Origin of the sequence: uncultured Paraglaciecola sp., assembly GCF_937123705.1 — a bacterium.
GTDB lineage: Bacteria > Pseudomonadota > Gammaproteobacteria > Enterobacterales > Alteromonadaceae > Paraglaciecola.
In genome coordinates this window covers 1-15,511 of record NZ_CAKZKO010000010.1, presented here as the reverse complement: position 1 = coordinate 15,511, position 15,511 = coordinate 1, and the positions used below count along the sequence as shown (strand labels likewise).

Sequence of the window (15,511 nt, the reverse complement as noted above, 5' to 3'; positions counted from 1 at the left end):
GGGTATAGCCTATGCAAAAAAACTTAGAAGAACACCTTAAAGTCAGACTTGATAAATGGCTTTGGGCTGCCCGTTTTTATAAAACTCGCTCTTTAGCCAGAGATGCAGTGCAATCTGGCAAAGTACAATACAATGGACAACGCAGTAAACCCGGCAAAATAGTAGAGTTGGGGGCAAGCATAAAAGTTCCCCAAGGTTATGATGTAAAAGATATATTTGTATTACAATTAAAAGAACAGCGCCAAGGAGCGCCTTTAGCACAATTAATGTATGAAGAAACCCAAGCCAGTGAAAATCTACGTGCAAGCAATGCAGAAGCACGTAAACTAAGCGCCTTTCATAGCCCTAAACCAGATCATCGCCCAGATAAAAAACAGCGGCGTCAAATTATTCAATTTAAACAACAGTAATTCGCAAGGTAATTAGTATGTCATTTGACCAACTTCATCGATATTTATTTAATCAAGGTAATGTAAGAGGCGAAATGGTTCGTTTAGAAAAAAGCTTTCAATCCATTTTAGACTCTTACCCTTATCCACCTGTTATTCAGCAACTGTTAGGTGAATTAATGGCGGCCGCCAGCCTATTAACCGCCACATTAAAGTTTGAGGGTGACATCGCCATTCAAATTCAAGGTGAAGGCCCTCTTAGTTATGCGGTAATCAATGGCACCCACAATCAACAATTAAGAGGGGTAGCTAGATGGAATGAAGAGCTTGAAACCTTGCCAACAAAATTTAACCAATTGGTTCAAAAAGGGGTATTGGTTATCACTATTACGCCAGAAAAAGGAGAACGTTATCAAGGCATGGTGGCACTTGACAGGCCCACCTTAGCAGAGTGTATCGAAGGGTATTTTGAACAGTCAGAGCAATTGGCCACTAAAATGATTTTGCGCACTCAAGTGACCGCAAACGTAACAAAAGCCTGTGGCATGTTTTTACAAGTACTGCCAACTAGTAGCCAATCCACGGCAACTGCAGACACCGATTTTGAACACCTATGCAAGTTGACTGAAACCATAAAAAATGAAGAGATCTTCGAATTACCTGCTGAAGACATATTGCATCGTCTATATCATCAAGAACAAATAGAAGTATACCCAGCCACAAATGTAGTGTTTAAATGCAGTTGCAGCAAAGAACGCAGCGCAGCAGCTTTAACTGGAGTCAGTAAAGAAGAGTTACTTGCAATAGCCGCTAAAGACGGTGACATTAAGATGAATTGTCAATATTGTCATACACAATACAGCTTCGACACTATCGATATTGAGAGTATCCATGCTGGTACGTTTAATATGCCAGCAGGGCAAGGTTAAAGCTGCAATGACAACTTTAGTTTGGCAATAACAAGTTCTAAATATCACAATAAAAACTTGAGTTTTACGTACCTACAAGATACAGCAAATAAAAAGCCGGCCACGTTTCCGTGGTCGGCTTAACTTTATCATTGTGATAATCAGCTATTCTCCATGCTGAACCTTATTCCCTGACTCTGTTGCCCTTCAAAAGGGCTATTTATCCCGATTGAACCGGGTAATTTAAACTCTGATTTTTATGTCATTTCGACTAAATATTGTTGCAACTTTATATGTTTGGATGTCGTTATTTACCTCAAATCAAGTGTTGCCAAGTTCAAAGGTAGTATGACTTTCTCTCTCATTTCAGTTGGCTCAATAAATGGCGTAATAAAGGGCAACTCTTTTTTACGCTAGGTTCATCAAAGTGCCTTTTAAATGGGCGTTGTAGTGATTTTTAGCTAAAACCCTACTTCACTTTGATTAATGTTAAGCATAGCCGAAAACCCTATTTTTACACGACTAACTATGGCTATTTCTTGTAATAAAATGCACTAAAAATCTGATTTTTATTACCACCTGAAGTGATATTATTTTCCTATTAAAATTGATGCTTTGGTATAAGCTTTAGAAAACCTATAATTGCCCTTGCCAAACAACTTATTGAGTTAGATTGAAGATTGAAAACAAAGTTAATCACACCTGAGGGCTATAAAAAACTATACGATGAACATGACTATTTATGGACCAAAAAGCGCCCTGAAATAACCAAGATTGTTACTTGGGCAGCGAGTCTCGGTGATAGATCTGAGAATGCAGACTATCAATACAACAAACGCTTATTGCGACAAATTGATAGCCGCGTTAGGTTTTTGAGAAAGTTACTTCCAGATCTTCAAGTTGTTCATTATGCCCCCGCCCAAGATGGCAAGGTTTTTTTTGGCGCTTGGGTAGAAATTGAAAATAGTCAAGGTGAGGTGATGAAGTTTCGTATTGTGGGCCCAGAAGAAATTTATGGAGAAGATAAGGCTTTCATATCCATAGATTCACCTATGGCCAGGGCTCTGCTTAAAAAGAGTGTTGATGATAATTTTCAAGTTAATACGCCAAGTGGCACACAACAATGGTTTATAAACACCATTGAATATAAACAGGCCTTTGAAAAAGATTAATATTGTTGCCAATTATGTGGCGCTATCACTGGTAATTCTTGGTTCGCATCCCTATATAAGGCCTAGATAAAAATGAACGACATACAGGTTCTTTGATGAAAATAGTAGAAAAAATTGCAGTTGAGCTGCAAGTTCAAGCAAAACAAGTTCAAGCTGCGATTACTTTGCTTGATGAGGGGTCAACTGTCCCTTTTATTGCCCGCTATCGAAAAGAAGCCACCTTTGGCTTAGACGATATTGAATTGAGAAAACTTGAGCAACGCTTAACCTATCTGCGGGATTTAGAAGACAGGCGTAAAGTCATCATCAAGTCGATTGAAGATCAACAAAAGATGACCACGCCATTAAAGGCAAGTTTGCTTGAGGCAGAAAACAAAACAGAACTAGAAGATATTTACCTGCCCTTTAAGCCTAAACGTCGTACTAAAGGACAAATAGCCATTGAGTTAGGACTTGAACCACTAGCCAACGATTTATTCAATAATCCACAACTAAACCCCGAGTCTGAAGCTATGGCCTACGTCAATAACGATACCATAGCCGACACTAAATCAGCATTGGATGGCGCAAAGTTTATCTTGATGGAGCGGTTTGCCGAAGATGCAAAATTACTCCAAAAGGTGCGTCAATTTTTAAATAAACATGCTCATATAAAAAGCCAAGTCATAGCAGGTAAAGAATCAGAAGCGAGCAAATACAAAGACTATTTTTCACATACTGAATTATTGAGAAAAGTTCCTTCTCATCGATCATTGGCGATGTTTAGAGGTAGAAACGAAAAATTTTTACAGGTCAATTTGGATGCCGATCCTGAGAAAGATGAGGGGGATAGAAGCTCATACTGCGAACAGATTATTGCCGAACATTTCAATATTAAACTTGCCAATAGACCCGCAGACAATTGGTTATCGTCCGTGGTGCAGTGGACTTGGCGAATCAAAATACAACTCCATATGGAGAATGAACTATTCGGCGCCGTGCGTGAGCAGGCAGAGCAAGACGCAATAAATGTATTTTCAAAAAACCTAAACGATCTATTAATGGCCGCGCCGGCGGGCCCTAAAGTAACAATGGGGTTAGATCCTGGACTGCGCACAGGTGTAAAGGTAGCCATAGTAGATGCCACAGGCAAAGTATTGGCTACTACAACAATTTTCCCCCATGTGCCGCAAAATCAGTGGGATAAATCACTGCGCACCCTAGCCACTTTATGTAAGCAACACAAAGTACAACTTATCAGCATAGGTAATGGCACGGGCTCTAGAGAAACCGATAAACTGGCCGCCGAAATGATCAAATCCCACCCAGATTTGGGTGTAACTAAGATTATTGTCAGTGAAGCCGGCGCATCGGTGTATTCTGCGTCAGAATTAGCGTCAAATGAATTACCTGATATGGACGTATCTTTACGCGGTGCAGTGTCTATCGCTAGGCGTTTACAAGATCCACTCGCTGAATTAGTTAAAATTGAGCCAAAGGCCATAGGTGTAGGGCAGTATCAGCACGATGTTAGCCAAAGCAATTTAGGAAAATCACTGAGCACTGTGATTGAAGATTGTGTAAATGCCGTTGGCGTAGACATAAACACAGCATCGGGTGCACTGCTTAGCCATGTGTCCGGTCTGAATCGCACTTTGGCTAACAATATTGTGAGCTATCGCGATCTACACGGTGCATTTAAGCGCCGTAAAGCCTTACTTGATGTAGAACGATTAGGGCCAAAGGCTTACGAGCAAGCGGCAGGATTTTTGCGCATTATGGGTGGAGATGACCCACTTGATGCATCAGCAGTACATCCAGAGGCTTACCCGGTTGTTAATTCAATTGTCGACCATGCTTGTATTGCCATGCATGATATTGTTGGCAACTCAGAAGTATTAACTAAACTTAATCCTGAAAACTTTGTAACTGACGTATTTGGTTTACCGACAGTCACCGACATTATTCGCGAACTCGACAAACCCGGCCGAGATCCTCGCCCTGAATTTAAAACCGCTAACTTTAAAGACGATGTCCAGTCTCTAAAAGACCTTAAAGTAGGTATGATTTTGGAAGGCGTAGTGAGTAACGTTGCCAACTTTGGAGCCTTTGTGGATGTAGGGGTTCATCAAGACGGATTAGTGCATATTAGCGCCATGACTGATAAGTTTATTTCTGATCCTAGAGACATTGTCAAAACAGGTGATATTGTCAAAGTAAAAGTGATGGAAGTGGATGCTGTCAGAAAGCGCGTGTCTTTTACAATGCGTTTGGGCGATACCCCTAATCAAACCGCAAAACCATCGACACAACAACACCATACAGACAAAAAATCTCACAATCGAGCCACTAAGACTAAGCAGGGCCAAGCGCAAGCTAATCAGTCGAACCAAATGATGGGGAACGCTTTTGCGGATGCCTTTGCAAAGGCAAAAAAATAGTAAAAAGTACGCCCCCCTAAAACCAACAAGCCCTCTTTTTGAGGGCTTGTTTCATTCTATTATAACCCGAATACGGGATAAGGAATGTCTAAGAATTATAATTTACACCTATATTTCAAAGATTTACTTAAGCAGAATGCCGTATTCCTTCTGAGCGAGGAGCAGTAACCTGCTGATAAAAGTTTTCAATCACCGACACTCTACGTGTTATTTCTAAGTCTCGTTTGGCCAGAAACTCCCTCGCACCATCAAACTCTCGGTTAGGTATCTCAACGTCTAATCCATCTACAGTGTCATCAAGGCTAGGGCTTTCCTTAAAGGCAGAACCCTGCTGCGCTACTTCACCTTGACGAGTTTCAGAAATCGCTTGATCATATGACGCTTGCGCCGCTTCAGCTTTTTCGTTGGCTAATTCAGTACGGGCTTCAAGAGCCATTTGAGTGGCTTCACTGGCCACTCTTAAATCTTGTGAGCTTGGCTCTGCGGGAGCTAAAGCAGCCGCTTTGACTTGCTGTGCTTTACGAATAGTTTCTTCAGGTGAAGCTTCTTCTGATATATCGATTGAGACTTCACCACCAACAGCATATCGTTTGCCATCAGGTCCAATTTCATATTCATACTGAGGTGAACTGGCATATTGCCCTCCTAAAGAGGCATGGGCTTGCTCGTGCGCTCTGACTTCTGCATCTCGCTGCTTTAAATCTGTAAGTTTCTGCTGCTCGGCTTGTTGACGTTGTTGCTCTTCAGCATTTTCTTTACCGGCACTGGCATCTTGACCGTTGTCTTTGGCAGAGTCATTTTGGGTATTGAGTTGCTGACCCAATTGCGGAACCGGCTTTTCGTAGGTGAGTGGAGGTGGTGCTTGTCCGGGAGTTTTAACTTTATCCGCATCAGAGCCTAAGCCGGTTTCAGCCGCAGATTTTTCATTGGCGGCTAACTGAGGTACTGCCTCACGTTGGCTATTATCCCTGCGCACTGACTCGGTATTAACGGTGCCAACGTTAAATACTGTAGGAGTGGGGACGGGAGGAACAACATTCATAATCTGTAATGCCTAACGTTAGGCCAAAATGTCCAAAATCGTGCCAACTGTATCGTTGGCAGTGCCTACAACTTTTGTTGATGCTTGTGCATTGGCTAGATTAACAGATAAACCAACTAAGTCAGAGGTGATCCCGTCGCGAGCCTGAGGAAGAAGTTGCTTACTCGCACTAAGTTGATTTAAAGAAGCATTGGCTAAAAACTCTTGAGGATCAGTCGAAGGCGCTGACACAGCAGACAAGCCGGCAAGATTTAACGCATTTTGCGAAATACCATCAGATGCCCGTTTAATACCTAAAGCGCCACTAACAATGGCTGAATTTACATTATTGCTTATGTCCATCTACACTACCTCTACCACCCTCTCCTGTTTAATTATTAACCATTTTTGATTTTAATTAAAGCTTTAACTGACTTTGCGTGTCGATATTTCAATGATTTGCAATAAGTTATTTAAAATACCACTGGATTCAGGTCAGATTGTTAGGGTAAATGTGTCTATCTAAAAGATTAATGGTTAAGCTAAAATTACCTTACCTATTTTAGAGCTTATTATTTCAAATTAATTTTCTAAGTTTACCTACAAACCTCCGACACTTAACTAAATATTTGAATTTAGGATTAACCTGCAACACCAAAGCACTTTTCTAATTGCTAAACACTTTATTATAGATAGCTGCGTCTACAATTTCTTTTACTTTAAAGGCTTTATGCTAAAAGGAATACTCTAAGCCTTTGTTACTATGTTCAATCGTCATACTTCGCTGTATAAAACTCTCAGTACTTCGCTCAGTAACAGTTCGCATTGCTATGTAGTCCACTTTTGCATGCTTGGCAGTTAACCGCGTTTTTACATAACCTCTATGTTCACAATTTGCCCATAATACTTCCTCATTTTGCTCTCTAAGCAACTCTTCGAATTTACGGGTGTATGGGCCAAAATATGCAAAACTTCCAGGAGAAGTCACACTAGTAGTGCCTATTTCAAAACCCATTTTTGTGCCATTTTTAGAATGTAGTTGATTTGCCCAAAAGCAATGGCTATCCCCAGTGAACACTAATAAGTCTTCGGCGTGCGCAGTTTGGCATAGATTATAAAACTGCTCTCTAGCGGCACCGTAACCATTCCAAGTATCTAAAGACACAGGTAAATGCCATTTTCCTATTTGCATAGCCTTCTTTAACTTGTTTTTTTGATTACTGGAAAAATCAGAATGCTGAGTATTTATGTGTCCGCGTATATCCGGCATCATCACTCTAGCCATCGGGATTTGATTACCAATCAATCTCCAAGGCTGTTGTTTAGATTTTGATTGGGATAATTTATCGACTAAAAATGCTTCCATTTCGGCATGCAGAACCTTACGAGAGGGATCATAAATTTGCTGCTCTACGAATTTGTCCCGCGAATGTTGATCTTTTATGTCAGCTAACTCAGTGTCATAACTAAGTTGTTTACTACGGCCGGTATGTCGTGTTTCTAGTGTGACTAAACTGGCAAGGTCACCAAACTGAAAATGACGCCATAACTTAGCCCTATCGCTATCCCTCTTGGGGTCGCGTATCGGCATCCATTCAAAATATGCCTGTAAAGATGCCGCTCGCCTTGTGTACCAATCGCCCTCGTTTTTTTGATGGTTTTTAGCACCATGTAGATAGGGATTATTAGTAGACTCGTGATCGTCCCAAGTAGGAATGAGTGGATGTGCTGCGTGCATTAATTTAGACCCATTATCTGTCTTGTATTGAGCATGACGCGCACGATAATCGGCAAGGGTAATGATTTCATTGGCAGGCACATGTTCACGATCTAACAGTACCCCAAAAGCGCTACCCCAACTTTTTCGACTGTATTCGTATATGTAATCACCTAAGTGCAAAACAAAATCAATATCATCGTCTTCAGCTATATGTTCATAAGCATTAAAATAACCAAATGGGTAATTTGAACATGACACAACCGCAAAACTCAGTTTATCTAGATGCCCTACTGTAAGAGTTTTAGTACGTCCAGTTTCCGATTGCACTTCACCGACTAAAAAACGGTAGTAATAAACTTCACCTGGAGACAACCCAGTTACATCCACCTTAACCGTATAGTCGGCATAGCCATTGGCGAGCCTCTCGCCTTGCTTAACTATTTGACTAAAGTCAGCGTCTTTAGAGACCTGCCAACGAACAGTGGTAGCTACAATCACCGATATTCGAGTCCAAATTATCAAGCTATCTTGAGTTGGGTCACCACTCGCTATACCATGAGCAAACAGTCTATTTGCTTGGAGTTGGGCTTCCTGACTATTACTACTTGATGCAGCGGCAATAAGAGAAGCCGATGCACCAATTAAAAAATGTCTACGAGTAGTTGAGTTCACAAAATCTGATCCTCTTGTTTTACTTTGAATTTACACATTAAGCCAGCACCCAAAATAGCGATTTATCCTAGTTACTTTCAATTAATGTCTAGGGATTAGTCAAAATTGTAAGTTAACTTGGTATACAAATAACGCCCCGAAATACTATGAACTCGCCCAAAAGTACCAAAGCTTTCATCGGCTAGTGGAGGGTATTTGTCGAACAAATTTTTAACACCAAAAGTTAAGCGTAATCCCTTCAACATGTTCTCTTTAAATTTGTAACTCACATAGGTATTAACTTGTTGCCAAGAATCAATTTTCCATTGTTGTTCTTCTTCTCCAACCGTAATTGTGGCACTTGATTCCTCAAACTCTCCTACATATTCCCAAAACAATGCACTGGTCCAATTGCCTGTTTTCCACTTAATTGAAGCATTGGCTTTCCACTCAGGACGACCATTAATGCCTACTAGTTGTCCAAGAGTATTCACTGACAATCCAGCGTCGATTAGAGCCTGAGATTCGTTGCCAGCAAAGGATTCAACACCTTTCAATTGTGCAGCTGACAAATTATAAGTAAATTGCCCCAATTGACCGTTAGAGATATATTGAGCCGTATAATCAATACCACTAGATGCTCGACGATCTAAATTCATATAGGGGTCGTAAATACGCAATATTTCACCCGCTGCAGACATATTGGTACCCTCAAACAATGCAATATCTTCGGCGGTTGGATCTGCTCTAACTACGTTAGTATTGTTGAAACCTTCCATCAAATATATACGGTCCAACTCCGATTGATTGTCAGCACTTAATACCCCTACTACATCTCTTTGCACCGCTTCCCAGTAATCGACTGCCAAAGTCAAATTTTGGATTGAACTTGGGGTTAATACTAGTCCTAAGCCTCGGTTATAAGAGGTTTCTGAATCCAAAGCTGAGGACTCTCGAATGACAGCTACTTGGTTGCCTTTACAATTAGTGTAATTGCCTTCAATAATGCCTTTTTGCAACATGGCCTCACAACGAGCGTAATCAACGGTTGATGATTGTCGTTGCACTGCTTGCGCATTGGTTTGCACTAAGTTTGGGGCACGAAACCCTTTAGACCAACTTGCACGAATCATGGCATCATCATTTAACGCCCATGATGCTGCTATACGTGGTACGGCCACACTACCAAAATCTGAAAAGTCTTCGTAACGCGCTGCGGCCTGCACATCTAGCGCCTGTACTAGTGGAATTGACTGCTGTGCTGAGACGACAGGTATTGCCATTTCAACAAATGCTGAAAACACGTTACGATCACCTGCTGTATCGTTGGTCGGGCTATCACCCAACGAATCACTTTGATGTTCTGCTCCTGTAATAGCGTCAACATATGGAGCACTTCCATCAAGGCGAACATCACGATCATCACTAAAACTTTCGTACCTATATTCAAGACCTGTCGCAAATCCCACATCACCACTGGCCAAACTAAACAGTGCGCCGTTAGACAATTTAAAATCTAACAAAGCAACTTCAGTATCCCCTTCTTTATACAAGTCCTCATAGATTGAGGAAACCACCTCTGGTGAGTTACATGCCCCACAATATGGGTTATATGCATCAGCTGTGGTTTTATTAATGGCTGCTTGCAGTTTACTCACAGACACGGCGTATTCAGTTTTATCTTTACTGATCGCTGTTGAATACATAGCTGCCGTATCAAAATCCCAATCACCAAATTGCCCATTAAGGCCAATTAAGGCTCGATAGGTTTCATTAGTAACAACACCAAAACGTGGGATTTCGGTATCAATTACTCGATAAGAACGCAGGTGCATATCTATGCCTTCTTCAGGTAATCCTGTGGTATTTCCAATTCGTCTAGGGTTCAGGCTTCCATCATTGAGATAGGTGGAACCAAGAGGATTCCAATAAGCATCTTTTGAAATAGTAATATACTGATTTGTTAAAATTCTAGCAGAATCGCCTCTGCGTTGAGTCTTTGCGTAATACGCTCCTAACTCACCATAAAGTTGTAATTCATCAGAAATGTCATAAGTAACAACTGAAAATAAATTGCCTCGATCTCGTTCTGAGAATAAATCACGTTCACTTTCTAAATCATGATACATGCCATTGTCATTACTGTAGCTCCAATAGCCGTCATCGATGCAAATATCGTCACTGATACTTGCCAAACATCCGCTATGACTTTTTGGTTGAACGTGAAAACGACCAGAAGAATTGGTTAATACCGTGCCGTCATCAAGTGTGATTACGCCAGGTTCTAACATATCAAAATAGCCATGACCACCTATAGAAGTACGGTTGTCAAAAGCATTATTGCCAGCGAACTCAGTGTTTTCTAAAAACGGAACCCGATTTGCAACAGCATATTTATATTTTGATGAAGGCACTGAATTTCTTTGGTTATAACCACCATAGAATGAAATGTGCCCTTTTCCATCTGCGAATTCATTGCCGCTGGCAAGAGTAAAATTAAGATCTTTTTTGCCTAAGGTTGTTTCTTTACCATATCGTAAAGTGACTTTAGTACCCTCATAATCATCTATCATCACCGTATTGATAACACCAGCAACTGCATCTGCTCCATACAAAGCAGAAGCGCCATCTCGCATAACTTCTAGTCTCGATACACCCGCAGTTGGGATAGTGTTTGCATTATAAGTTACCACTGGAACAGAATTACTATTTTGCCATCCAGGATGTACCGCCATTCGACGCCCATTTATAAGCATTAAAGTATTTCCGGTACCCACTGAGCGCAAATTCACTGAAGCAATATCACCTCGAACAGTATTCACGCCTCCAGAAAAATTGGTTTCGTTAAATTCAATGTCACCAGATTGTGGCAACATCCTTAACAATTCGGCACCATCAGTTGCGCCAAAAGCAGCGATATCTTCACTCCCTATTACTGAAATAGGCAAGGTCGCAGTAATATTTGCACCAGGGATATATGAACCAACAACCACAATCTCTTCTATAGGCTCTAAAGGCTCTTCTTTATCTTCTATCACTTTTTCAGTAGATGGAGACTCTGGGGTAGCTTCAACTTTTTTCATAATAACAATGGCGCGGCCAGGTCTTTGAGTCGCGATATATTGACTGCCTTCTAAAGCAGCATTTAACGCATCGACTAAATTGCTATACCCTGACACCGCAGCGATAACTATTTTTTCATTAATATCTTCAGGAGCAACAATTACCTGATCATATTGCTGAGACAGCGCGGTAATAGCATGACCTAATGGTTGAGATTCAATTGCGAAAGTATTTGCGGCAAATGCTGGCTGCGCGCTATGTAAGGCTAACGCAATAGCTGCGCCTAAAAACTGTGGGCGATGATTTTTAAACATCTGTTCATACTCCAACGTTATTTAGTGATTGATTGGGCTTATTTACTTAAATGACGTATGGGGACGCTATCTGTTTCAATATACTTGTCGGTTTCACAAAAGCTTCATAAACTAGATTTTTAACCAAATCACATCATTGGTATCTATATGCCAATTCACCCCATGACTTACTTCAAGGGCATCTAAAAACTGATTTAACTGATCTAAACGAAAAGAAGCGGAAACACTTCGATGACTAATCTGCGGGTGAGAGAACTTTATTTGCGTACGACGATAGCGATTTATAACTTCAACTATTTCCGCTAAAGATGCTTGTTGAAAGGACAATCTCTTTTGTCGCCACATCGCAAATTGTTGTGGGTCAGTAAGAGAAATATCAGAAAACTCTCCTCTAGCATTAACAGTCAGTTTATTGGCAGGGCGTAATTCGGCTCTTTTTGAATCTTTCGATACTGCCACTAGCCCTTCATTCACGCCAATCTGAACAGCTCGATTACGTTTAAGCACTTCAAAAACCGTACCTAATACGGTTATTTCAATTTCGCCGGCCGACACAATAAAAGGCCTAGAAGAATTTTTTGCGACCTTATAAAGTACATCTCCAGTAATTTGTGAAACCAAGCGTTTGCCGTCAGTAAATTTCACTACTACGTGACTTTCTGCTCCTAATATTAACTCAGAATTATCTGGCAATAGAAACTCCGATACTTCTCCTCTTACAGTTTTGTATTCGATCGAAGGTTGAACTGTCGCCTGTTGAAACATCAAAAAAACCGATAGAAACCCAATACTGGCTGCAAAAAGCCAAGATACTCCACGAAAGTACCGCTTTTTACTATTGCTCTTATGTTTGACAATCGCTGCTTCACCTAAAGAGCTATATCGAGTTTGCTGGTGCAATGTTTCCAACTCTCGTAAACACTGAGCATGTTGAACATTCTGACTCAAAAACGCCTTTATCTCTTGTAATTGACTTTGAGTATACTGACCTGAATGAAGAAAAAGGTGGATCTCTCTTGCTCGTTTATATACCTCTGCACTATAACCTTGTTTTATAGTCATTAGACTCTTTCCTTCAACACCAATCTTAAATTCGATAAGGCTGAATGTGGCTCCTCTTGGAAATTGACAAACTCATCGATCAAATTTTGCGCGGCACTAATAGTTCGGCTGATATTTGAAATTGGCAAACCTGTGTCAGTCGCAATTTGGCGATAACTTTTCCCCTCCACAATACTCATTGTCATTAATTTATGTTGTTTTTCATCCAGTTTAGCTATCGCTTTTTCAATAAGTCGATTTCGTTCAACTTTCAAAGCCGCCTGTTCGGCCGATACTTCAACCATGGGCTCCATGCCCAATTCTATGAAAATCTTTTCAATAACCAGCTGTTGCTTTTTATTACGCCGAAACTGATCAATAAACAAATTGCGAGCCATTGTATAAATAAAAGCCCGAGGGTTTTCTATTCGATGTTGCCCACTTAGTTCCGAATACTTTACAAACGCCTGCTGCGCAATATCTTCTGGATCAGGCGGTCCTGAACCAAAACGATGCTGTAATTTTGCACATAGCTCTGGCCAAAATTGCTGATAGAGCTGAGCAAAAAGTTGGGATTTCATTAAAATTACCGTCATATCAAAATTTTAAATAAAGTAGTCGTTTAACATTACATTTTGATTAAACCAGCCTTAAGCTTACCAAACATCTTAATGACGAGTAGAAAGCCATATTGTTTCGGTTTTATGTAAATTAAAAAATATTGGTAATTGCTATGCTCACCAACAAATCTTCTACACTTAACTAAATATTGTGAAGTAAATAGGCCGTAACGCCATGCTAACAAAGCTGTCTCAAAGTTGTTTAGTGTGTAAACAAACAACTGACACTTCAATTTGCCATTACTGTATTGATGATCTTTCGCTATTTGACGTAGAGCGATACCAGCACAATCTGATGTTAGCACCTAAAGTTGCGCTAGGATTAACCAAAGTAAACTTTAATCAGGTATTGGCGCTAGCAGATTATCAATGGCCATTATCGAAATTATTGACTGGATTAAAGTTTTCGAAACAAATCCCAAATGCTTATGGACTAGCATCGTTATTTGTAAAACGCTGTTTAACTTCTATGCCCGAGTTACCACAACTGGTTATCCCTATGCCTTTACATAATAATCGGTATCTATTTAGAAAATTTAACCAAAGTATTGAATTAGCACGGCAGATTTGCAAATTAAGTGATTTACCAATGGACACATCCATCATCAGAAGGTGCAAATCTACCTCAGCTCAAACTAATCTATCAGCAGCTCAAAGACGTAAAAACTTGCGACAAGCATTTAGCATTAATGAAACTGCCCATAAGCGACTTAAAAACATTGACCATATCGCCCTATTTGATGATGTCATCACCACAGGTAGTACTATGAACAGTGCCTACTGTAATTTACGTAAGCACTGTCCTCATTTAAAAGTGGATGTTTGGAGTATTTGCCTTACCCTTGTTCATTAAACCAATTCCCTGGTAGTTTATCTCGCTTCGTTCTAACCCTTTGCGTTGATAAAGCCAGCCATAAATATAGCATTACTCATTAAACGGCTTGTGCCATACCACACACCGCGAAAATTGACGTTTGTTGCAAAGCCTATCACTTTACCCTTGCCAAAATTATGGGACACAATAGCAGCGCTGCCGCCAATAACATGCTGCAACTCTTTAGCCGTATATCCCGCCATTAGGGGTGATTGGGTATAACTTGCTACAGTCGTAAAAGCTTTGTCTGGTTGTTGCATTACATGTGTACTGTTTCTAAACATCGGCAATTTTGGAGAGCTCAAACCAAAGGCAAGAGGATGGCTAATATCTATATTTGTTTCAAATACCGCGCCTGCAATTCTTTGTTTGGCTTTTAGCGCTTCTTGGTTTTTATAGGCCATGCCTGTGGTATCAAACGCCGATTCTATATCACTGCTACTTTTAAAATCCGCCTTAAGCCATTTGTTATCTGAAAACCAATTTGCCGCAGATTTTTGACCAATTAAGATGCCGCCATTTTTTACCCATTGCTCAATATCTTTGACTGTTTTGTCTGGTATATTTTTGTATCGACCTTCAACCCAAATCATATGGGTATAGCTTGATAATGAAAGCCTAGCTAGCTGGGATAAGTCTGTTATGGACGCTGGCATATCAAGATGTTGATCTAAGTAATGCCATACTTCTCCTATTTCATACTGAGAGGTACCGCGTCCGCCCACTAACAACACTTTAGGCTGTTTGATGTTGCGCATCTTGCGACTACCAAAATCAATACCTTGGCGCGTTAGTCCTGAGGTAATTGAATGAATTGCCATACCGATCCCGCTGTTTTGGGCTTTTATGATTTCTAACAAATTGCTTGGTTGCTCTAAAGCGGCCGGGATAATCACCGCACCAGCAGAAAAGTTGATACTACCTTGAGCGGTTTGTGCTGAAAACGCATCGCCCGCTAACTTCACTTTTACGTTATTGGCTAATAAACGCTGCAACAACTTAGGCGCTTGATAATCCTGCCAAGAAAACGCATAAGCATAGGCGTTAGATAGCAATTTTGGATAAAGGGTATCTGCTTTATTCACAGGCTGTTTGTTCAGTTTGGGCTGCCGCTCAACGGCCTGATATTGAATATTAAATGCTAAAGGAAGGTTCCAATTCGATACATCATAAAAGGTATTGTCATCAAAAGACTTACGAGTTGAAAACAGTGACTTTATTAATCGATACTGTGGTTGGTTTAAAGGTACAAACATACTGTGTTTAGTATCAAATGTCTGCCCATCTACCTTGACTGCTTTGCTAAGGGGCCAATACT

General features: G+C 40.6%; 11 protein-coding genes and 1 pseudogene. 5 read left to right on the top strand and 7 right to left on the bottom strand.

Translation table 11 applies throughout. From position 1 onward, the window contains the following. The first annotated feature begins 11 nt into the window (after positions 1-11). The 4 genes from hslR to Q0688_RS01305 all read left to right on the top strand — a co-directional run bounded on the left by hslR (position 12) and on the right by Q0688_RS01305 (position 4,889). Positions 12-410 (top strand): ribosome-associated heat shock protein Hsp15, encoded by a 399-nt coding sequence (gene hslR, locus Q0688_RS01320; RefSeq protein WP_299072106.1) that lies wholly within the window; start codon positions 12-14, stop codon positions 408-410. 17 nt (positions 411-427) lie between these two features. Then, a complete protein-coding gene (gene hslO / locus Q0688_RS01315; protein ID WP_299072104.1) occupies positions 428-1,318 on the top strand; it encodes an Hsp33 family molecular chaperone HslO in 891 nt (296 codons plus the stop codon). Between the two features lie 659 nt (positions 1,319-1,977). Beyond that, the gene (greB, locus tag Q0688_RS01310) at positions 1,978-2,469 is read left to right on the top strand and encodes a transcription elongation factor GreB (protein WP_299072102.1); all 492 of its coding nucleotides are present in this window, start codon (positions 1,978-1,980) and stop codon (positions 2,467-2,469) included. Between the two features lie 95 nt (positions 2,470-2,564). Next, the gene (locus Q0688_RS01305; RefSeq protein ID WP_299072100.1) at positions 2,565-4,889 is read left to right on the top strand and encodes a Tex family protein; all 2,325 of its coding nucleotides are present in this window, start codon (positions 2,565-2,567) and stop codon (positions 4,887-4,889) included. Positions 4,890-5,016: 127 nt separating this feature from the next. Here Q0688_RS01305 and Q0688_RS01300 read toward each other — a convergent pair whose 3' ends face one another. The 6 genes from Q0688_RS01300 to Q0688_RS01275 all read right to left on the bottom strand — a co-directional run bounded on the left by Q0688_RS01300 (position 5,017) and on the right by Q0688_RS01275 (position 13,280). Then, positions 5,017-5,931, bottom strand: a complete 915-nt coding sequence (locus Q0688_RS01300) for a putative metalloprotease CJM1_0395 family protein (RefSeq protein ID WP_299072097.1) — start codon at positions 5,929-5,931, stop codon at positions 5,017-5,019. 18 nt (positions 5,932-5,949) lie between these two features. Further along, positions 5,950-6,273, bottom strand: a complete 324-nt coding sequence (locus Q0688_RS01295; RefSeq protein WP_299072094.1) for a hypothetical protein — start codon at positions 6,271-6,273, stop codon at positions 5,950-5,952. Between the two features lie 370 nt (positions 6,274-6,643). Next, positions 6,644-8,302: an alkaline phosphatase D family protein gene (locus tag Q0688_RS01290; protein WP_299072090.1), complete on the bottom strand. Its 1,659-nt coding sequence runs from the start codon at positions 8,300-8,302 to the stop codon at positions 6,644-6,646. Between the two features lie 95 nt (positions 8,303-8,397). Then, entirely contained in the window at positions 8,398-11,658 is a 3,261-nt protein-coding gene (locus Q0688_RS01285) for a TonB-dependent receptor (protein WP_299072087.1), read from the bottom strand. A gap of 111 nt (positions 11,659-11,769) precedes the next feature. Beyond that, positions 11,770-12,720 carry a FecR family protein gene (locus tag Q0688_RS01280; RefSeq protein ID WP_299072084.1) on the bottom strand — a complete coding sequence of 317 codons (951 nt, stop codon included), beginning with the start codon at positions 12,718-12,720 and terminating at the stop codon, positions 11,770-11,772. Next, positions 12,720-13,280: an RNA polymerase sigma factor gene (locus tag Q0688_RS01275; RefSeq protein WP_299072082.1), complete on the bottom strand. Its 561-nt coding sequence runs from the start codon at positions 13,278-13,280 to the stop codon at positions 12,720-12,722. Before Q0688_RS01275 ends, Q0688_RS01280 begins: the two co-directional genes overlap by 1 nt. A 214-nt stretch (positions 13,281-13,494) precedes the next feature. On the opposite strand from Q0688_RS01275, the gene Q0688_RS01270 reads away from it, so the two are divergent. Then, complete coding sequence (locus tag Q0688_RS01270; RefSeq protein WP_299072079.1) at positions 13,495-14,172, top strand: ComF family protein; 678 nt, start codon at positions 13,495-13,497, stop codon at positions 14,170-14,172. 32 nt (positions 14,173-14,204) lie between these two features. Here the strand turns inward: Q0688_RS01270 and Q0688_RS01265 are convergent. Continuing rightward, a pseudogene (locus tag Q0688_RS01265) lies at positions 14,205-15,511 on the bottom strand (peptidase M14); the annotation flags it as partial.